4 protein-coding genes and 1 pseudogene are annotated in these 22,040 nt (G+C 66.8%); 2 read left to right on the top strand and 3 right to left on the bottom strand.

Annotation, left to right across the window (positions count from 1 at the left end; genetic code table 11):
• Positions 1-45: 45 nt before the first annotated feature.
• The 3 genes from ACJX2R_RS40835 to ACJX2R_RS40845 all read right to left on the bottom strand — a co-directional run bounded on the left by ACJX2R_RS40835 (position 46) and on the right by ACJX2R_RS40845 (position 4,257).
• Entirely contained in the window at positions 46-1,986 is a 1,941-nt protein-coding gene (locus ACJX2R_RS40835; RefSeq protein ID WP_413104175.1) for a helix-turn-helix domain-containing protein, read from the bottom strand.
• Positions 1,987-2,751: 765 nt separating this feature from the next.
• On the bottom strand, positions 2,752-3,972 hold the full coding sequence (locus ACJX2R_RS40840; protein WP_413104176.1) for a cytochrome P450: 1,221 nt from the start codon (positions 3,970-3,972) through the stop codon (positions 2,752-2,754).
• Between the two features lie 45 nt (positions 3,973-4,017).
• Positions 4,018-4,257, bottom strand: a complete 240-nt coding sequence (locus ACJX2R_RS40845) for a ferredoxin (RefSeq protein WP_413104177.1) — start codon at positions 4,255-4,257, stop codon at positions 4,018-4,020.
• Positions 4,258-4,846: 589 nt separating this feature from the next.
• Here ACJX2R_RS40845 and ACJX2R_RS40850 point away from each other — a divergent pair.
• On the top strand, positions 4,847-5,608 hold the full coding sequence (locus ACJX2R_RS40850) for a thioesterase II family protein (protein ID WP_413106071.1): 762 nt from the start codon (positions 4,847-4,849) through the stop codon (positions 5,606-5,608).
• Positions 5,609-5,851: 243 nt separating this feature from the next.
• A pseudogene (locus ACJX2R_RS40855) lies at positions 5,852-22,027 on the top strand (type I polyketide synthase); the annotation flags it as partial.
• Positions 22,028-22,040 lie beyond the last annotated feature (13 nt).

Below are 22,040 nucleotides of genomic sequence, written 5' to 3' on the forward strand. Positions count from 1 at the left end.
AGCGAGCGCGGGGAACACGCGGAGTACGGGGGGTGAAGACGCGGGTCACGCCGCGCGCAGCCGGCGGGACGGGGGCCGTATCAGGTGGTCGGGCAGAACCTGGGCGATCCCCAGGGCATGCATGGCCAGTACCAGGTCATGCGTGTGTCCGGGGGTTCCCAGGAGGCGGCAGTTGAGCAGGCTCTCGGCCGCGCGGAGATGGTTGCGGACCGTCTTCAGATGGACGCCGACCTTCTGCGCGGTCTGCTCCACGTTCCCGCCGCAGGCCACCCACGCCGCCAGCGTCCGCCGTAGCTCTCTGCGATCCGCGTCGAGACGTCCGAGGTAGATCCGGGCCCATTCCTGGGCACCATCGTCCGCCAGCAGATCGCCGAGGCTTCGCTCACCGGACACCGCGTTCGCCTTATGGGTCGTATGAGCCGTACGGGTCGCATGGGTCTCATAGGTCACATGGGTCGTAAGGGGCGTATCAGTCGTATGGGGCCTATGGGGAGGCAAGGCCCGGAGCTCCAGGGCGAGGCTGAGCACGGCTCGGTCGGGCAGGCGGGTGAGATCCAGGGCGAGGAGCTCGCTGACCTTCGCGATGCGCGCCGCCACCGTATTGCGATGAGAGCCGATGGCCTTCGCCACATCGAGACGGGAGAACCGCAACGACAGATCGATCGTTCGCAGAATGCCCTCCCGTACGGCGGGGGCGAGGGTGTCGAGCGGGCGGAGGAAAGCCTCTGCCCACGCCTGGCCGGCGCCCGGGTCGAGGAAGAAGGACAGACCGGGTTCCTCCCGGGCCGCCGTCACCAGCTTCTCCTGACTGTTCCCGGCCATGGTGAGGGCCCGATGTGCCTCTTGGTGTGCCTCTTCGAGGCTCGCCAGCGGTTTGGGGTGGCTGGCGCCCATCCGGAGCCCGGGAACGTCGGCCACCAGGTCGTGCAGCCGCTGGACGACACTCGTCCCGCGGTCCTCACCGGGAGAGGGCGAGGGCGAGGGCGGCCACTCGGGTGTGATGACGAAGAGCTGGTCGGAACGGAACGGCGAACGGACGACCAGGGCCTGCTGCCGCAGCGCGTTCTCCAGCTTGGAGGCCATGGCGTTCAGCTCCCGCTCACCACAGGTGATGAGGTGCACCCGGACCTGATCGGCGGAGAACAGCCCTGGGTACAGCGACTGGCCGATCTCCTGGGCGAGTTGGGTGAGGCCGTTCAGCGCCAGATGGAGCACCGCGGCCCGCATCGAGCTCATGGTCTGCTGGAGCCGGTACTGGTCGCTGTCCATCTCCTCCGCGCGGATCAGCAGGCTCAGCAGCACGGTGGAGCGCGCGATGATCTTCTCGGTGGACTCGTTGAAGTCCTGGTCGCGCACCACGATGAGAACCATGTGAGGTGGGTGATAGCCGATCGAGTAGAGCCGCACGCTGTGCTTCCCATGGTTGATGGACGCGGCTCCCACTTCCCCGCCCACGATGCGCGCCACCATGGCGGCCGGCGGCTCCACCAGCGGGCCCCCCGCGCTCAATTCGGCCGTCAGCACGGCCTTGTGCGGGTCGACCAGGCGCACCGACCCCTCCACCGCCTTGGCCAGCCGGTCGAGCAGGGTCTGGAGTCTGTGGTGCCGCTGCCTCCCCGGCCGCCGTATCTGGTCCAGCATCTCCTCCAGTTGCTGAGCGCGGTCCTCGTACTCCCGCAGTCGCTCACGGCTGACGACCTGCGCCACCTCTGATCCGCACAGCTCCTCGCTGCCGACGAGCAGTGGCACACCGTGCTTCCTGGCATTCACCAGTACGGTCTCGGGCACCTCCTGCGGAGTGGTGCGCATGATCGCGAGCCCCGCCGCGCCGCTGCGCGCCAGGATGCGGATCCGGTGCTCGGCGGCGGCCGGGTCGGTCAGCCACGGCTGATCGGACGCCACGATGACCAGCAGATCGCGCAGCCCGGTGTCCAGGAGCCGGATGTTCCTCTCCGACTCCGGATCGGACAGCCAGACACCCAGCACCGTACGGGCCCGGAAGGAATCGCGGTCGACAGCATCAAGGAAATGCAGCCCTAAGGCCGGTTTTTCGCACAGTGAACCCAAACTTGGCACCGATGCCCCCGTGACGAAGATGTTTGTTCAATGGTCCATGAAGGGTGCTGCACCGCAGCGGGAAGTGATGCGCCGCAGCAGTGATACGAGAGCGCACACGCAGGATGAGGTGCGCGGCGGACGTCGCGCTGAAGGCGCTGCTCAGGCCGGAGAATGCCCGGACGCCGACCCTGGCGGACAGAAGCACGGCGGCATGGCCGACATGATGCCGAAAGCCGCGCTGGCGAACTTCCGTAATGACCGCCCGACAGCCACTGGTCCCTGGCTGTGGCGGAAAAGGGCCGCCTTCATCTCTGGTGAGACTTCATTACTGGCACTGCACACCGCAGCAACCTCCCCGTTAACGCAGCCCCGACATCATTCTGCCGTCCCGCGCCGCCTCGGCGCCGTCTCAAGATCCGAGTGGCACTGTCCTGCCACCGGCCAGGTATGCCCGCGGATGCGTGGATGATCAGGGATCGGCGCTCCCGCGGCGCTGTACGCTCCGGGCGGTACGGCGGTACGGCGGTACGGCGGCGGTACGGCGGTACGGCGGTACGGCGGTACGGGGGCATGGCGAACTGGCGGCGCGGCGACTGGCGGCATGAAGAAGGCGCCCCGGTCGCACCCGCGGACGGGCTCTCGCCGGGGCGCCTGTTCAGGCTCCTCGTACGTCTCAGGCTCCTCGTGCGTCGGTCACCAGGCCACGGGCAGCGAGGTGAGCCCTCCCGTCAGTACGTTGTTCCTGGACACCAGCTCGTCGATCGGCACCGCGAGTCGCAGCCCGGGAAGGCGGGCGAACAGCGTCTGGTACAGCACGTCCAGCATGACCCGGACCAGCGGGGCGCCAATGCAGTAGTGCAGGCCGTAGGCGAGCGTCATATGCGGGTTCTCGTTCCGCGTGATGTCGAAACGCTCCGGCTCCCGGAAGACGCGGGGGTCACGGTTGGCCGTCTGCGGGCTCAGCGCGATCAGATCCCCTTCGGAGATCCGCGTCCCCTTGTACTCGAAATCCGCCCGCGCGTACCTGGTGATGCAGGCATCCGAAGCCGGCGCGAACCGCAGGATCTCTTCCACGGCACGGGGAGCGAGGCTGGGATCCGCCTCCAGTAGCGCCCGCTGATCCGGATTCCGCAGGAACAGCAGGGTGCCGTAGTCGGTGAACGACACACTGGTCTCGAAACCGGCGATGATCAGCGTAGATACGTACGTCTGAATGGCGTCGTCCGGCGGGAATCCCGTCTCCTGCTGCTTGAGGACCAGGTCGGTGATGACGTCGTCGGCCGGTTCGGCGCGTTTGAGCTCCATGAACTTCGCGATGTACTCACGCATTTCCAGCATGGCCGTGACGGCGAGCTGCTGGTCGCTGGTGTGGAAGGTGCCTTGCGACCAGGTACCGAGCTGCTCACGGTCTGCAAAGGGGATGCCCAGCAGCTCGCTGATGACAAACACCGGAAGCCGCTTCGCGATCTCCTCGTGGAAGTCGGCCGGCTGCGGAAGCTCGTGGAATCGGCTCAGTAGCTCATCCACCGTCCGTTGGATCCGCGGCCGCAGGGAACGCATCCGCTGGGCACTGAACGATGGAATCAGCACCTGCCGTGCCTTGGTGTGGTCGACGACCTCGGTCTCGTACTCGCCTCGCGGACCGCCGAGAATGACCGCCGCGCTGTAGCGCGGTGCGTTCGGTGGATCGAAGTGCGAGCGGCCCAAACGCGCGTCGGAGATGAGCTTCTTCACATCCTCATGCCGGGTGACCAGCCACGCCGGATCGCCGACGGGGGTGAGGACCTTGACGATGGGATCGTTCTCCCGCAGCTCGGCGAACCGGGGCGGCAACTCCATCAGACCGGACTGGTCGAAGGGCAGGCGCGGAATGCTCTCAGCGGTGCTCTCATCGGTGCTCTCGGCGGCAGACATGCGATGGTCTCCTATTCGGCACGGGCTCTCTTGACGCGGGCCTGTCTACGGTTGCTCGATGACGTGGATGCACTGCCCCGGGCACTCGTAGGCCGCCGTATCGACAGCGTCCTGGTCCTCCTCGGGGACATTCGCCTGGCATGTCTCGCCGCCCGGTTGGTCCAGCAGTCGGCCGTTCTGGCGCACATAGGCGAGACTGTCGTCCGCGATCGAGAACACGCGCGGTGCGGTTTCCTCGCACTGTCTGCTGTTGAGGCATCTGCTCTGGTCGATCCACACCTTCATGGCGCTTCTTTCCTGCTCAATGCCGTAAGGGGGCCGTTGATGCCCTGGATGGCCGCTTTGCCAAAGGGAGAAGATCGGTCCATGACAGCCCCGTAGCGGTACACGGGCGCACCGTTCACTCAACGGGCCCGTCCATGCTGCCGTGTATCCGGCCGTGGCAACGCATGCACAAGCCAAATGGCACTCTCCTGCCATCGCCCGTGAGGCGTCATACGCCGGGAAAACCGCTGAATCCGGCCTATCCGGGCCCTGTACGGAACCTCTATGCACGGAATCTCTATGTACGGAACCTCCATCCGGACCCCGGGAGGGGCGTCCGGGAAGGGGCCCGGACCGCTCGCGGCAGCGCGCCCGCATGGTCGTGTCCGCTGGTCACGACCGTCCGTGCGCCACGCACCTGTGCATCCGTGCCATGGCCACCAGTTGGCCTGTGCAGAGATGACCCTTTCTCTGGTTGGCGGATGGCTTGTAGCGTCGAAAATGTTTTTGGGCGGAGGCTGTGAAGCGGGGGTGGGTCCGTTCATCCGAGCCCTTTCGGCTACTGGCATCGGGTACCACCGTGCCGTCGCCGGAACCGGTCATTGAAGGGATGGAGCACGTGGGTGCAGCCGAGGCACGCCCTGGGCGTTGGCTTCGCCGCTTTCGGAGAGGCGAGTCTCCTCAAGACGTCCGACTGATCTGCTTTCCTCATGCGGGTGGCGCCGCCACCTTCTTCTTTCCCTTCGCAAGAGGGCTGAACGTATCGGCGGAAGTCCTGGCCGTTCAGTATCCGGGAAGGCAGGACCGTCACCGGGACGCCTGCATAGACAGCGTCGAGGAAATGGCCGACCTCATCTTCGAGGATGTGCGGGCCCTGGACGACCGCCCGCTGGCCTTCTTCGGGCACAGTATGGGCGCGGTGCTGGCATTCGAGGTGACACGACGCCTCGAAGAGAAGGACGGGATCAGCCCGCGATGGCTGTTCGCATCGGCCCGCCCTGCTCCCTCGCGACACCGTGACGAGAAGCTGCGGACGGACGACGCCCAGCTCATAGCGGACCTCAAGGCGCTGAACGGTCCAAACTCCGGGATCTTCGCCGATGAGGATGCCCTTCGCGTCATCCTGCCCGCCATCCGCAGCGACTACAAGACGATCGAAGGCTATGTGGTTACTCCCGACACCAGGGTCACATGCCCTATCTCCACGGTTATCGGTGTCTCCGATGAGCGAGTGACCTCTGATGAGGCGGAGGACTGGGGAAAGCACACCACCGGGGATTTCGAGCTGATGGTCTTCCCAGGCGGCCACTTCTACCTCACTGAGCAGCTGCCCGATGTCGCCCGTTTCGTCGCGGAGCGCATCTCTCGGTGAACGAATTCGGCGAGTCAGGCAACTGATTGAGGTCGGAGTCCAGTTGTTCCGGCCCTTTTGGCGCGACCCCTTGAGAGCCCGTTGGCCGGTTTCCGGCTGGAAGGCTGGCGGGTTGTGCACATCTGATATGGCGTAATTCCGTTGGCGTTGGAAGGGTTTGCTGTGCGGGATAGGCGAGTACTCACGGATGCTGAGCTGCGCGATCGACTCTCTGATGCGTCCGAAAAGCGGCAGTTCGAGATAGTGCTCGCCCTGGTACGTGAAGAGATCGCTCGGATACTCGGCTCACGCAGCCCAGAAGACATCGCCGAGCAGGCCTCCTTCCGCTCTCTCGGCGTCTACCGGGAGAAGCGTCAGCAGCTGATCGGCAACCTGACCGAGCGATCAGGGGTTCGCCTCCCGTCGACGGCTCTGTTCGACTACCCGAACCCGGCCGCGCTGGCGCGCTATGTGAGGTCTCGACTCGTGGGCGACGTCGCTGACGCCTCCCACGCCCCGGTTGGCGCGACGGAGGACGACGACCGGCGCGATGCCGACGACCCGATCGCCATCGTGGGTCTGGCCTGCCGCTACCCCGGCGGGGTGAGCTCCCCCGATGAGCTGTGGGACGTGGTGGCGAACGGCCGGAACACCATCTCGGACTTCCCCACCGACCGCGGTTGGGACCTGGAGAACTTGTTCGACCCGGACCCGGCGCATGCGGGCACCTCGTATGTGCGGAAGGGCGGGTTCTTGCACGACGCCGCCGACTTCGACGCGGAGTTCTTCGGAATGTCGCCGCGCGAGGCGCTGGCGGTGGACCCGCAGCAACGATTGCTGCTGGAGACGTCGTGGGAAGCGATCGAGACCGCCGGAATCAACCCCCTTGAGCTGCGTGGCACCCCGACCGGGGTCTACTTCGGAGTCATTTACAACGACTATGCCTCTCGTCTGAGCACCTTCCCGGGTGAGCTCGAGGGGTACCTGCTCAACGGCAGTCGGCAGAGTGTCGCCTCCGGCCGTGTGGCGTATGTGCTCGGTCTTGAGGGCCCGGCGCTCTCGATGGACACGGCCTGCTCGTCGTCGTTGGTTGCCCTGCACCAGGCCAGTGCGGCACTGCGCCGTGGTGAGTGCTCGATGGCCCTGGCCGGCGGCGTGGCGGTGATGTCGGCCCCGGGTCTCTTCCTGGAGTTCTCCCGGCAACGTGGCATGGCGATGGACGGCCGGTGCAAGGCGTTCGCGGACGCGGCGGATGGGACCGGGTTCAGCGAGGGCGTGGGTGTGTTGTTGTTGGAGCGGTTGTCGGATGCTCGGGCGCGGGGGCATCGGGTGTTGGCGGTGGTGCGTGGTTCTGCGGTGAATCAGGATGGTGCGTCGAATGGGTTGACGGCGCCGAATGGTCCGTCGCAGGAGCGGGTGATTCGGCAGGCGCTGGTTAACGCGCGGCTGACGACGGCGGACGTGGATGCCGTCGAGGGTCATGGGACGGGTACAACGCTCGGTGACCCGATCGAGGCTCAGGCGCTGCTTGCCACATATGGGCAGGAGCGTGGTGAGGATGGTCGGCCGTTGTGGTTGGGGTCGTTGAAGTCGAACATCGGTCACACGCAGTCAGCCGCCGGTGTGGGTGGTGTGATCAAGATGGTCATGGCCCTCAACCGTGAGGTACTGCCGCGCACGTTGTATGTGGATCGGCCGTCCTCGCATGTGGATTGGGATGCGGGGGCGGTTGAGCTGCTGACCGAGGCTGTGGCTTGGCCGCGTGGGGAGCGGGTGCGGCGGGCGGGTGTGTCTTCTTTCGGTGTGTCGGGGACCAATGCGCACGTCATTCTCGAGGAAGCGTCGGCGGAGGAATCTGCTGGTGGGGATGTGGCGCCCGTGGTGATGTCTGGGGTGGTGCCGTGGGTGGTGTCGGGGCGTAGTGCGGGTGCGTTGGCGGCTCAGGCGGGTCGGTTGCTGGAGCATGTGCGTGCTGCCCAGGCTGATGGTGGTGTGGATGTGGTGGGTGTGGGGCGGGCTTTGGTGGGTTCGCGTGCGGTGTTTGAGCATCGGGCTGTTGTTCTGGGTTCGGATGTGGAGGAGTTGGCTGCTGGGCTTGCGGCAGTGGCGCGGGGTGAGGTTGTTGGTGGTGGTGTGGTGGGTCGTGTGCGGTCGGGGGTGGGTCGGCCGGTGTTTGTGTTTCCTGGTCAGGGTGCGCAGTGGGTGGGGATGGGTGCGCGTTTGCTGGATGAGTCGGTGGTGTTCGCTGAGGGGATTGCTGAGTGTGAGCGGGTGTTGTCGCGGTGGGTGGATTGGTCCGTTCAGGCGGTGTTGCGGCAGGAGGTGGGGGCGCCGTCGTTGGATCGGGTGGATGTGGTGCAGCCGGTGTCGTTTGCGGTGATGGTGGCTTTGGCGGGGGTGTGGCGGTCGTTTGGTGTGGAGCCGGCAGCTGTCGTGGGCCATTCCCAGGGTGAGGTGGCGGCCGCCTATGTGGCGGGTCTGCTGTCGCTGGAGGATGCGTGCAAGGTGGTGGCGTTGCGGTCGCGGTTGATCGGTGAGCGCCTGGCGGGTCTGGGCGGGATGCTGTCGGTGGCTGTGTCCGAGCAGGAGGCTGTGGAGCGGATTGGGACTGGTGTCTGGGCTGGGGTGGAGGTGGCTGCGGTCAATGGTCCTGGTTCGGTGGTGGTGGCTGGGTCTGGGCAGGCGGTGGAGCGGGTGCGGGGTGTGTGTGAGGAGCAGGGGGTGCGGGCGCGGCGGATCCCGGTGGACTACGCGTCCCACACCACGCAGGTGGAGCAGATCCGTAGCGAGCTGGCCGAGGTTCTGGATGGCTTGAGTCCTCGGGATGGTGGCGAGCGGGTGCCGTTGTTGTCGACGGTGACTGGGCAGTGGGTTTCGCCCGGGGAGATGGATGGGGGGTATTGGTTCCGGAATCTGCGGCAGCGGGTGCGTTTTGCCGAGGCGGTGGATGTCCTCGTCGCCGAGGGTTATGGGGTCTTTGTTGAGGTCAGCGCGCATCCGGTGTTGACGGTGGGCGTGGAGGAGGCGGTGGAGGCCGCCGGTGGTCAGGCGGTGGTGACGGGGACGTTGCGCCGGGACCAGGACACACTCAGGCAGGTTCTGACCTCCCTCGCCCAGTTGCATGTCAACGGGGTGGCCGTTGACTGGGCACCCGCTTTGGGTGGGGTGGATGGGTCGGGTGGTGGGGTGTTGGTGTCGTTGCCGACGTATGCGTTCCAGCGGGAGCGTTACTGGCTCGATGCTCCGGCCGTGGCGGCCGATGCCAGCGGCCTGGGCCTGGAGACTCTTGAACACTCTCTTCTGGGAGCTGCGGTCCCTCTCGCCGAAGGTGGGCGGCTCTTCACCGGACGTATCTCGCTGGAGACACACCCATGGCTCGCCGACCACCAGGTTTGGGGAACCGTGCTGGTGCCGGGGGCCGCGTTGATCGAGTTGGCGATGCACGCGGTGAGGCACGTGGGTCAACAGGGCATAGAAGACATCGCCTTTGAAGCACCTCTCGCAGTCCCCGAAGGGGAGACCGTTCACCTTCAGGTAGTCGTCGGGGAGGCCCAAGAGGATGGTCAGCGCGAGTTCAGCATTCACTCGCGGATGGATTCCGATGATGCCGATCTGGGCTGGAAGCGCCATGCGACCGGGTCCAGTCGCGCGGCGGTCGATGTGGAGCCCGTCTCCGGCGCGCTCAGCGGAGCTAGTTGGCCTCCTCCTGGGGCCGCTCCCGTGGACGTTGACGAGCTTTATGCGGGGTTTGCTGGTCGGGGTTATGAGTATGGGCCGTTGTTCCAGGGGGTGCGGGCGGCGTGGCGGTTGGGTGATGTGGTGTTTGCGGAGGTGTGTTTGCCGGAGGGGGTTGATGGTGGGGGGTTTGGGGTTCATCCGGCGTTGTTGGATGCGGCGTTTCAGGCTTTGTTGATTGCGGGTGAGCAGGGTTCGGAGCAGGTCAAGTTGCCCTTCGCCGTGAGTGGTGTGCGGTTGGAGGGGCGGGGCGCTGTTCGGTTGCGGGTGGGTGTGCGGTTGGTGGGTGTGGATGAGGTTGCGGTTGATCTGGCGGATGAGCATGGGCGGTTCGTAGGTGCCGTGGAGTCGTTGATGGTGCGGTCGGTGTCGGTGGGGCAGTTGGCGGCGGTGGGTGCGGGTCGGGATTGTTTGTTTGAGGTGGAGTGGGAGCGGGTTGCGGCGGATGCGGTGCGGAGTGCGGTGGTGGGTCCGGTGGTGGCGTCGTTGTCGGGTGGCGATGTGGTGGCTTTGGAGCGGTTGGCGGGGTGTGGGGTGGTGCCGGATGTGGTGGTTCTGACTGTTCCCGGGGATGTGGATGAGGGGTCTGGTGGTGTGGTGGGTGGGGTTCATCGGGTGGTGGGGGAGACGGCGGCGGTGTTGGGGAGGTTTGTCACCGATGAGCGGTGGTCGGGGAGTCGTTTGTTGGTGCGGACCAGTGGTGCGGTGGTGGTGGAGTCGGGTGAGTCGGTGGGCAGTTTTGCGGGTGCGGCGGTGTGGGGTCTGGTGCGTAGTGCCCAGGCCGAGCATCCGGACCGGTTCCTGCTGGTCGATGTCGTCGCGGACGACCGTGATGGTGGTGCGGGCCTTGATGCTGGTGTCGTGGGCGGGTTGGCGGCGTGTGGCGAGCCCCAGCTCGCGGTGCGCGGGGATGTGGTGCGGTGCGCCCGCCTGGCACGGGTGAGTGGAGCTGGCGCTGCGGCCGTAGAGCGGGTCGGCGGGTGGCAGGGCCCGGGGACGGTATTGATCACTGGTGGTACGGGAACGCTGGGCGGTTTGGTGGCTCGCCATCTGGTCGCCGAGCACGGGGTCGAGCATGTGCTGTTGGTCAGCCGTCGAGGCCTGGATGCGCCGGGAGCACCGGAGCTGTGTGAGCAGATTGAGGAGCTGGGCGGCCGGGTGACGATCCGGTCCTGTGACACCAGTGATCGTGATGCGGTGGGTGAGCTGCTGGCCGGTATTCCGGCGGAGGCGCCGTTGCGGGGTGTGGTGCATGCAGCGGGTGTGCTGGATGACGCGACGGTGGAGGGCCTGGGCCAGGAACAAATTGAGCGAGTGCTGGCTCCGAAGGTGGATGCGGCCTGGCATCTGCATGAGCTGACTCAGGACATGGACTTGGCGGCGTTCGTTCTGTTCTCCTCGGCGGCGGGTGTGTTGGGCAATGCCGGGCAGGCCAATTACGCCGCGGCCAATACTTTCCTGGACGCTCTGGCTCAGCACCGCCGGGCCCAGGGCCTGCCTGCGGTGTCCCTGGCGTGGGGGTTGTGGGCACAGGACAGCGGGATGACCGGCCACCTGGGCCATGAGGACCACGCGCGCCTGAACCGCACCGGCATCACCCCCATGACCACCGAAGAGGGCCTGTCTCTGCTCGACGTGGCGGTCGACGGCGATCGCCCTTCGCTCCTCCTGGCCCGCCTCTCTCTTACGGCGGTTCAGAGGCATGTGGCGAACGGTGGCACCCTCTTGAGCCTGTACCGAGGATTGGTGAAATCCTCGGTACATCGCGCGGGTGCCACGGCGGCGGCGACTCTTCAGCAGCGGGTGGCGGATCTCGACGACGCCGACCGGTACGACCTCATCCTCGCCACCGTTCGTACTCACATCGCCAAGGTGCTGGGCCACTCGACCGCGGACACCGTGGATGGCGATCGCGCGTTGAAGGATCTGGGCTTTGACTCCCTGACCGCGGTGGAACTGCGTAATCAGCTTGGGGCGGCCACCGGGCTTCGACTCCCGACCACCTTGGTCTTCGACTATCCGACGCCTTCGGCCATCGCCAGGTATCTGGACGGTCGGCTGGGCGCGGACGAGCGCTCGAATGGCGCTGTTGTGGCGCCCGCTGTGGTGGGCGTGGACACGGAGCCGATTGCGATTGTGGGGGTGGGCTGCCGGTATCCGGGTGGTGTGGCCTCGCCGGAGGAGTTGTGGGAGTTGGTGGCCGGTGGGACGGACGCCATTTCCGGCTTCCCGGTCGATCGTGGCTGGGACCTGGAGGCCCTGTACGACCCGGACCCGGACCGCGCGGGGAAGAGTTACGCCATCGACGGTGGCTTCCTGAACGATGCCGCGGACTTCGATGCGGAGTTCTTCGGGATGTCGCCGCGTGAGGCGTTGGCGGTGGATCCGCAGCAGAGGTTGTTGTTGGAGGCGTCCTGGGAGGCGATGGAGCGGGCCGGGATCGATCCGGCTGAGCTGCGTGGGTCGGCCACGGGCGTGTTCATGGGCGTGATGTACAGCGACTACGCCTCCAGGCTGAGGAAGTTCCCGGGTGAGCTCGAGGGCTACCTGGTCTCCGGCAGTGCGGGAAGCGTGGCGTCGGGGCGCCTGGCGTACACCTTCGGGCTCGAAGGCCCGGCGGTGACGGTGGACACCGCGTGTTCGTCGTCGTTGGTTGCCCTGCACCAGGCGAGTGCTGCGCTGCGTAGCGGTGAGTGCTCGATGGCCCTGGCCGGTGGAGCGACGGTGATGTCCACCCCGGGTCTCTTCCTGGAGTTTTCCCGCCAGCGGGGCCTGTCGGCGGACGGCCGGTGCAAGGCGTTTGCCGAGGGGGCGGATGGCACGGGGTTCGGCGAGGGTGTGGGTGTGTTGTTGTTGGAGCGGTTGTCGGATGCTCGGGCGCGTGGGCATCGGGTGTTGGCGGTGGTGCGTGGTTCTGCGGTGAATCAGGATGGTGCGTCGAATGGGTTGACGGCGCCGAATGGTCCGTCGCAGGAGCGGGTGATCCGGCAGGCCCTGGCCAATGCGCGGTTGTCGGCGGCGGATGTGGATGCTGTCGAGGGTCATGGGACGGGGACCCGGTTGGGGGATCCGATTGAGGCTCAGTCGCTGTTGGCCACGTATGGGCGGGAGCGTGGTGAGGGTGGTCGGCCGTTGTGGTTGGGGTCGTTGAAGTCGAACATCGGCCATGCGCAGGCTGCTGCTGGTGTGGGTGGTGTGATCAAGATGGTCATGGCCTTGAACCGGGAGATGTTGCCGCGCACGTTGCATGTGGATGAGCCGTCTTCGCATGTGGATTGGGGTGCGGGTGCGGTTGAGCTGCTGACTGAGGCTGTGGCTTGGCCGCGTGGGGAGCGGGTTCGGAGGGCAGGTGTGTCTTCTTTCGGCGTCTCGGGGACCAATGCCCACGTTCTCCTTGAGGAAGCGCCGGTGGATGAGGCCTCGAGTGTGGAGGTGGTTTCCGCTGGTGGTGGTGTGACGCCGTGGGTGGTGTCGGGGCGTAGTGCGGGGGCGTTGGCGGCTCAGGCGGGTCGGCTGCTGGAGTATGTGCGGTCGGCGCAGGCTGGCGGTGGTGGCGTGGATGTGGTGGGTGTGGGGCGTGCTTTGGTGGGTTCGCGTGCGGTGTTTGAGCATCGGGCTGTTGTTCTGGGTTCGGATGTGGAGGAGTTGGCTGCTGGGCTTGTGGGTTTGGCGCGGGGTGGGGTTGTTGGTGGTGGTGTGGTGGGTCGTGTGCGGTCGGGGGTGGGTCGGCCGGTGTTTGTGTTTCCTGGTCAGGGTGCGCAGTGGGTGGGGATGGGTGCGTGTTTGCTGGATGAGTCGGTGGTGTTTGCTGAGGGGATTGCTGAGTGTGAGCGGGTGTTGTCGGGGTGGGTGGATTGGTCCGTTCAGGGGGTGTTGCGGCAGGAGGTGGGGGCGCCGTCGTTGGATCGGGTGGATGTGGTGCAGCCGGTGTCGTTTGCGGTGATGGTGGCTTTGGCGGGGGTGTGGCGGTCGTTTGGGGTGGAGCCGGCAGCTGTCGTGGGCCATTCCCAGGGTGAGGTGGCGGCCGCCTATGTGGCGGGTCTGCTGTCGCTGGAGGATGCGTGCAAGGTGGTGGCGTTGCGGTCGCGGTTGATCGGTGAGCGTTTGGCGGGTCTGGGCGGGATGCTGTCGGTGGCCGTGTCTGAGCAGGAGGCGATGGAGCGGATTGAGGCTGGTGTTTGGGGTGGGGTGGAGGTGGCTGCGGTTAATGGTCCTGGTTCGGTGGTGGTGGCTGGGTCTGGGCAGGCGGTGGAGCGGGTGCGGGGTGTGTGTGAGGAGCAGGGGGTGCGGGCGCGGCGGATCCCGGTGGACTACGCCTCCCACACCGCACAGGTCGACCAGATCCGCACCGAGCTGGCCCAAGCTCTGGGCGGCCTGGCCCCGGCCGCTCCCCAAGGGCGTGGGGTGCCGTTGTTGTCGACGGTGACTGGGCAGTGGGTTTCGCCCGGGGATATGGATGGGGGGTATTGGTTCCGGAATCTGCGGCAGCCGGTGCGTTTCGCCGAGGCGGTAGATGTCCTCGTCGCCGATGGCTACGGGGTCTTCGCTGAGGTGAGTGCGCATCCGGTGTTGACGGTGGGTGTGGAGGAGGCGGTGGAGGCCGCTGGTGGTCAGGCAGTGGTGACGGGGACGTTGCGCCGGGAGCAGGACACACTTGGGCAGGTTCTGACCTCCCTCGCCCAGCTCCACGTCCACGGGGTGGCCGTCGATTGGAAGTCTGTCCTCGGCGCGGTGGCCACTGACGACAGCACAGCGGCAGACGGCCGTGCACCAATGCTGGATCTGCCCACGTACGCCTTCCAGCGAGAGCGCTACTGGCTCGACGCTCCGCCGGCCGCAACTGACGCCACAGGCCTCGGCCTGGAAACCGTTGAACACCCGCTCCTCGGAGCCGCAGTCGACGCTGCTGGCAGCGAGGCGGTCCTGCTTACCGGTCGGCTGTCGCTACAGACACATCCGTGGCTGGTCGACCACCAGGTGATGGGGGCGGTACTGGTGCCGGGGGCGGCGCTGGTGGAGATGGCGACCCGCGCCGGTGAACACATTGGTTGCAATCGGCTGGAGGAGCTGACGCTGGAGACCCCGCTGGTTCTGCCCGAGCAGGGCGGTGTCCAGGTCCAGGTCGCCGTTGAAGAAGCCGATGCATCGGGCTTCCGGCCGGTTTCTGTCCACTCCCGCGTCGAGACCGGGGAAACGTCTGCCGAGTCCGCATGGACGCGGAACGCCAGCGGTCTGCTCGGCGTCCCGCACCAGGACGAGCAGCACCAGGCGGTGCTCGAACAGTGGCCGCCGACCGGTGCCCAGCCGATGGCGTTGGATCCGGATGAGCTTTATGCGGGGTTTGCTGGGCGGGGTTATGAGTATGGGCCGTTGTTTCAGGGGGTGCGGGCGGCGTGGCGGTTGGGTGATGTGGTGTTTGCGGAGGTGTGTTTGCCGGAGGGGGTTGATGGTGGGGGGTTTGGGGTTCATCCGGCGTTGTTGGATGCGGCGTTTCAGGCTTTGTTGATTGCGGGTGGGCAGGGTTCGGGTGAGGGGTTGGGCGAGCAGGTCAAGTTGCCGTTTGCGGTGAGTGGTGTGCGGTTGGAGGGGCGGGGTGTGGTGCGGTTGCGGGTTCGGGTACGGCCGGTGGGTGTGGATGAGGTCTCGGTTGATCTGGCGGATGAGCATGGCCGGTTCGTAGGTGCCGTGGAGTCGTTGATGGTGCGGTCGGTGTCGGTGGGGCAGTTGGCGGCGGTGGGTGCGGGTCGGGATTGCTTGTTTGAGGTGGAGTGGGAGCGGGTTGCGGCGGATGCGGTGCGGGGTGGGGTGGTGGGTCCGGTGGTGGGGTCGTTGTCGGGTGGCGATGTGGTGGCTTTGGAGCGGTTGGCGGGGTGTGGGGTGGTGCCGGATGTGGTGGTTCTGACCGTTCCGGCGGATGTGGATGTGGATGTGGATGAGGGGTCTGGTGGCGTGGTGGGTGGGGTTCATCGGGTGGTGGGGGAGACGGCGGCGGTGTTGGGGAGGTTTGTCACGGATGAGCGGTGGTCGGGGAGTCGTTTGTTGGTGCGGACCAGTGGTGCGGTGGTGGTGGAGCCGGATGAGTCGGTGGGCAGTTTTGCGGGTGCGGCGGTGTGGGGTTTGGTGCGTAGTGCGCAGGCTGAGCATCCGGACCGGTTCCTGCTGGTCGACGTTGTCGCGGACGACCGTGACGGTGGTGCGGGCCTTGATGCTGGTGTCGTGGGCGGGTTGGTGGCGTGTGGCGAGCCCCAGCTCGCGGTGCGCGGGGATGTGGTGCGGTGCGCCCGCCTGGCACGGGTGAGTGGAGCTGGCGCTGCGGAGTTGACCGACCGGTGGCGGGGCCCGGGGACGGTGTTGGTCACCGGTGGTACGGGGACCCTGGGCGGTTTGGTGGCCCGGCACCTGGTCGCCGAGCACGGGGTCGAACATCTGCTGCTGGCTGGTCGCAGGGGCCCGGATGCGCCGGGGATGGCGGAGTTGGTGGCCGAGCTGGAGGCGGCTGGGGCGTCGGTCACCGTGGCCGCGTGTGATGTGGCCGATCGTGATGCGGTGCGTGAGTTGCTGGCTGGTGTTCCGGCGGAGGTGCCGTTGCGGGGTGTGGTGCATGCCGCGGGTGTGTTGGATGACGCGACGGTGGAGGGCCTGGGCCAGGAGCAGATTGAGCGAGTGCTGGCTCCGAAGGTGGATGCGGCCTGGCATCTGCATGAGCTGACCCAGGAGATGGACTTGGCGGCGTTCGTCTTGTTCTCCTCGGCGGCGGGTGTGTTGGGCAATGCCGGGCAGTCCAATTACGCCGCGGCCAATACCTTCCTGGACGCTCTGGCTCAGCACCGCCGGGCTCAGGGTTTGCCTGCGGTGTCCTTGGCCTGGGGGTTGTGGGCACAGGACAGTGGGATGACCGGCCACCTGGGCCATGAGGGCCACGCGCGCCTGAACCGCACCGGCATCACCCCCATGACCACCGAAGAAGGCCTCGCTCTTTTCGATGTCGCTCAGGGTGTGGGGCGTGGTGTGGTGTTGCCGGTGCGTGTGGATGTGCGGGCGTTTCATGGGCGTGGTGGTGTGTCGGTTCCGGCGTTGTTGCGGAATGTGGTGCGGGGCGGGGTGCGTCGGGTTGCGGTGGGGCGGGATGGGTCTGGTGGGTGGCGGGATCGGTTGGCGGGTGTGGCGTCGCAGGAGCGCGCGCGGTTGTTGCTGGAACTGGTTCGTTCTCATGTGGCGACGGTGCTGGGACATGCGGACCCCGCTGGAATCGACGCCGACCGCGCGTTGAGGGACCTGGGCTTTGACTCCTTGACCGCGGTCGAACTGCGTAACCAGCTCGGGGCGGCCACCGGGCTCCGACTCCCGACCACCTTGGCGTTCGACCATCCCAGCCCACGCGCTGTCGCCTCTTACCTCGACCAGGAGTTGGGTGCGGGTGTGCGGTCGGATGCCGCTGTTGTGGTGCCGGCTGTGGTGGGTGTGGATGCGGAGCCGATTGCGATTGTGGGGGTGGGGTGTCGGTATCCGGGTGGTGTGGCGTCGCCGGAGGGGTTGTGGGAGTTGGTGGCGGGTGGGACGGACGCTATTTCCGGTTTCCCGGTGGATCGTGGTTGGGATTTGGAGGGGTTGTATGACCCGGATCCGGGGCGTGCGGGGACGTCGTATGTGCGGTCGGGTGGGTTTTTGCATGATGCGGCGGATTTTGATGCGGAGTTTTTTGGGATGTCGCCGCGTGAGGCGTTGGCGGTGGATCCGCAGCAGCGGTTGTTGTTGGAGGCGTCGTGGGAGGCGATGGAGCGGGCCGGGATTGATCCGGCTGGGCTGCGTGGGTCTGATACGGGTGTGTTTATGGGGGTGATGTATAACGACTATGCGTCGCGGTTGTCGGTGCTTCCGGCGGATCTTGAGGGTTATTTGGGGTCGGGGAGTGCGGGGAGTGTGGCGTCGGGGCGTGTGGCGTATGTGTTTGGGCTTGAGGGTCCTGCGGTGACGGTGGATACGGCGTGTTCGTCGTCGTTGGTGGCGTTGCATCAGGCGAGTGTGGCGTTGCGTGGTGGTGAGTGTTCGATGGCGTTGGCCGGTGGTGTGGCGGTGATGTCGACTCCGGGGACGTTTGTGGAGTTCTCCCGGCAGCGTGGTCTGTCGGTGGACGGCCGGTGCAAGGCGTATGGCGAGGCGGCGGATGGTACGGGTTGGGGTGAGGGTGTGGGTGTGTTGTTGTTGGAGCGGTTGTCGGATGCTCGGGCGCGTGGGCATCGGGTGTTGGCGGTGGTGCGTGGTTCTGCGGTGAATCAGGATGGTGCGTCGAATGGGTTGACGGCGCCGAATGGTCCGTCGCAGGAGCGGGTGATTCGGCAGGCGCTGGCCAATGCGCGGTTGTCGGCGGCGGATGTGGACGCTGTCGAGGGGCATGGGACTGGGACGAAGCTCGGTGACCCGATTGAGGTGCAAGCGCTGCTGGCCACGTATGGGCAGGGCCGGGAGGACGGTCGGCCGTTGTGGCTGGGGTCGCTGAAGTCGAACATCGGTCACACCCAATCGGCCGCCGGTGTGGGTGGTGTGATCAAGATGGTCATGGCCTTGGAGCAGGAGGTGCTGCCGCGCACGTTGCATGTGGATCAGCCGTCTTCGCACGTGGACTGGGACTCGGGCGCTGTTGAGTTGCTGGCTGAGGCTGTGGCTTGGCCGCGTGGGGAGCGGGTCCGGCGGGCTGGGGTCTCTTCCTTCGGTGTGTCGGGGACCAATGCCCACGTCATCATCGAGGAAGCACCGGCAGAGGAATCTGCTGGCGGGGATGTGGCGCCCGTGGTGATGCCTGGGGTGGTGCCGTGGGTGGTGTCGGGGCGTAGTGCGGGGGCGTTGGCGGCTCAGGCGGGTCGGCTGCTGGAGTATGTGCGGTCGGCGCAGGCTGGCGGTGGTGGTGTGGATGTGGTGGGTGTGGGGCGTGCTTTGGTGGGTTCGCGTGCGGTGTTTGAGCATCGGGCTGTTGTTCTGGGCTCGGATGTGGAGGAGTTGGCTGCTGGGCTTGCGGCAGTGGCGCGGGGTGAGGCTGTTGGTGGTGGTGTGGTGGGTCGTGTGCGGTCGGGGGTGGGTCGGCCGGTGTTTGTGTTTCCTGGTCAGGGTGCGCAGTGGGTGGGGATGGGTGCGCGTTTGCTGGATGAGTCGGTGGAGTTTGCCGACGGTATTGCTGAGTGTGAGCGGGTGCTGTCGCGGTGGGTGGATTGGTCCGTTCAGGCGGTGTTGCGGCAGGAGGCTGAAGCGCCGTCGTTGGATCGGGTGGATGTGGTGCAGCCGGTGTCGTTCGCGGTGATGGTGGCTCTGGCCAAGGTGTGGCGGTCGTTTGGGGTGGAGCCGGCAGCTGTCGTGGGCCATTCCCAGGGTGAGGTGGCGGCCGCCTATGTGGCGGGCCTGCTGTCGCTGGAGGACGCGTGCAAGGTCGTGGCGCTGCGGTCACGGCTGATCGGCGAGCGCCTGGCGGGCCTGGGCGGGATGCTGTCGGTGGCTGTGTCCGAGCAGGAGGCTGTGGAGCGGATCGGGACTGGTGTCTGGGGTGGGGTGGAGGTGGCTGCGGTTAATGGTCCTGGTTCGGTGGTGGTGGCTGGGCCTGCGCAGGCGGTGGAGCGGGTGCGGGGTGTGTGTGAGGAGCAGGGGGTGCGGGCGCGGCGGATCCCGGTGGACTACGCCTCCCACACCGCACAGGTCGACCAGATCCGCACCGAGCTGGCCCAGGCCCTGGACGGCCTGGCTCCCCAGCGTGGCGGCGAGCGCGTGCCGTTGTTGTCGACGGTGACCGGGCAGTGGGCCTCGCCCGGCGAGATGGACAGTGAGTACTGGTTCCGGAATCTGCGGCAGCGGGTGCGTTTCGCCGAGGCGGTGGATGTCCTCGTCGCCGAGGGTTATGGGGTCTTTGTTGAGGTCAGCGCGCATCCGGTGTTGACGGTGGGTGTGGAGGAGGCGGTGGAAGCCGCTGGTGGTCAGGCGGTGGTGACGGGGACGTTGCGCCGGGACCAGGACACACTCAGGCAGGTTCTGACCTCCCTCGCCCAGTTGCACGTCCACGGGGTGGCCGTCGACTGGAAACCTGCCCTCGGCGCCGTGGCCACGGACAACAGCACAGCGGCAGACGGCCGCGCACCGATGCTGGACCTGCCCACGTACGCCTTCCAGCGAGAGCGCTACTGGCTCGACGCCCCGCCGGCCGCAACCGACGCCACCGGCCTCGGCCTGGAAGCCCTTGAGCACTCCCTCCTCGGGGCCGCAGTCCCCCTGGCGGATCAAGGACATGTCCTCACCGGACGCATCTCGTTGGAGACCCATCCGTGGCTGGCTGACCACCGAGTCTTGGGGGCGGTCCTGGTGCCACCGGCTGCGCTGGCCGAGTTGGCGCTGACCGCCGCGAATCGCGCGGGATGCGAGGGAATCCAGGATCTCACTCTCGGGAATCCGTTGTCCCTTCCGGAGCAGGGTGGTGTCCAGCTTCAGGTTGTGGTCGGCGAGGCGGGACAAGACGGTTTGCGCAGTGTCTATGTGCAATCTCGCCTCGAATCGGCCGATGCGGTGTGGGTTCGCCATGCCACGGGTTCGTTGGTGGCGGGGGAGTCGGTTGGTGGTGGGGTGGTGTTGGAGCAGTGGCCGCCGGTGGGTGCGGAGTCGGTGGTGGCTGATCTGGATGCGTTCTATGAGCGGTTTTCCGAGCGTGGGTTTGATTATGGTCCGGCGTTTCGGGGGTTGGAGGCGGTGTGGCGGCGTGGTGAGGAGGTGTTTGCTGAGGTTCGTCTTCCGGGGGAGCGGGTTGGTGAGCTGGAGCGGTTTGGGGTGCATCCGGCGTTGCTGGACGCTGTTTTGCATGCGGTGGCGTTGATTGCTTCGGAGGAGGATGAGCAAGCCGTGCGTGTTCCGTTTGCGTGGTCGGGGGTGCGGTTGCATGCCTCGGGCGCGTCGGTGGTGCGGGTGCGGCTGACCCGGGCGGGGGCGGACGCTGTAGCGCTGGAAGTGGCGGATGCTGCGGGCCAGCCGGTGGTGTCCATCGAGTCCCTGGCTTTGCGGCCGATCTCGGCTGAGCAGTTGCAGGCGGCTCAGGCCAGCCGTTACGACTCGCTCTTCCATCTGGACTGGCAGCCCCTGGACTTCTCCGGCGCATCGAATGTGTCCGGTGGTTCGTGGGCGGTCGTGGGGTCGGATGCCGGGTTGGGTGAGGCGGTGGGCCGTGCGGGCGGGGCGTGTGCCCGGTACGAAGACCTGTCCGCGTTGATCAGCGCCTTCGATGAGGGTGGGGCGGTGCCGGAGACGGTGGTGTTGTCCTGCCCGGTGAGCGGTGGTGATGGCGATGTGGCTGCCGGGGTCGGGGAGTCGCTTTCCGTTGCGCTGTCTGAGGTGCAGTCGTGGCTGGGTGAGGAGCGGTTGGCTGCTTCGCGTCTGGTGGTGGTCACTTGTGGTGCGGTTGCCACGGAGGTGGGGGAGGATGTGGTCGATCTGGTGCAGGCTCCGGTGTGGGGTCTGTTGCGGTCGGTGCAGACGGAGAATCCCGGCCGGTTCCTCCTGCTGGACCATGACCCTGAGCACGGTGACGAGATCAATGCTGTTGTGGCAGATGCGGTGGTGCGGGCCATCGCCGCTGGTGAGGAGTCCCAGCTGGCGGTGCGGGGCGGTACTGTCCTGGTCCCGCGCTTGTCTCGGGTGGCCAAGTCCGCAGCGGCCTCCGAGGTGTCTGGGCGGTTGGTCTCGGGTGGGACGGTGTTGGTGACGGGGGCGTCGGGTGTGCTGGCGGGTGTGGTGGCTCGGCATCTGGTGGCTGAGCGCGGGGTGGAGCATTTGCTGCTGGCCAGCCGTAGGGGGTCGGACGCTCCGGGGGCGGCGGAGTTGGTGGCCGAGTTGGAAGCGGCCGGGGCGTCGGTCACCGTGGCCGCGTGTGATGTGGCCGACCGGGAAGCGGTACGTGAGCTGCTGGCCGCGATCCCGTCGCAGCTTCCGCTGCGGGGTGTGGTGCACACCGCGGCCGTGGTGGATGACGGTGTGGTCGAAGGGCTGAGTGATGAGCGTGTCCGGCGGGTGTTGGCGCCGAAGGTGGATGCGGCCTGGTATCTGCATGAGCTGACCCGGGACATGGGCCTGGAGGCGTTCGTGTTGTACTCCTCCGTCGCGGCCACCCTCGGTGCCGGTGGGCAGGGGAGCTATGCGGCGGCCAACGCCTTCCTCGACGCCCTGGCCCAGCACCGCCACGCCCATGGTCTGCCTGCACTCTCTCTCGCCTGGGGCCTGTGGGCACAGGCCAGTGGAATCACCCAGAACCTCAACGAGACAGACCTCGCCCGTATGGACAGGTTGGGGATCATTCCGATGGCCACTGAGGATGCCCTGGCGCTGTTTGATCGGTCGATGCATGCCGACCGTGCTGCGGTGCTGCCGGTACGGCTGGACCTCAAGGCGTTCGGGGACCGGTCGATGCCCGTCCCACCGGTGCTGCGTCAGTTGGTGCGCAGGCCGATCCGGAAGGCCGTGGCCGGGGATGGCAGTGGCCCGGGCACCGAGTGGCGCGACTGGGTCGCCACGGTCGTTCCGGAAGAGCGGGAGGCGCTGGTGCTGGACCTGGTCCGTACCCACGTCGCCACCGTGCTGGGACGAACCGATCCGTACGGTATCGAGGAGAAGCGAGCACTCAAGGAGTTGGGCTTCGACTCCCTCACCGCGGTCGAGCTCCGAAACCAGCTCAGCAACATCACTGGACTGCGTCTGCCGA

The sequence above is a fragment of the Streptomyces sp. Inha503 genome (genome assembly GCF_047215865.1).
GTDB lineage: Bacteria > Actinomycetota > Actinomycetes > Streptomycetales > Streptomycetaceae > Streptomyces > Streptomyces lycopersici.

Bases quoted from the DNA above. Each gene is read 5' to 3' on its own strand.
- ACJX2R_RS40840 (WP_413104176.1), bottom strand. From the start codon at position 3,972: ATGTCTGCCGCCGAGAGCACCGATGAGAGCACCGCTGAGAGCATTCCG.
- ACJX2R_RS40845 (WP_413104177.1), bottom strand. From the start codon at position 4,257: ATGAAGGTGTGGATCGACCAGAGCAGATGCCTCAACAGCAGACAGTGC.
- ACJX2R_RS40850 (WP_413106071.1), top strand. From the start codon at position 4,847: ATGGAGCACGTGGGTGCAGCCGAGGCACGCCCTGGGCGTTGGCTTCGC.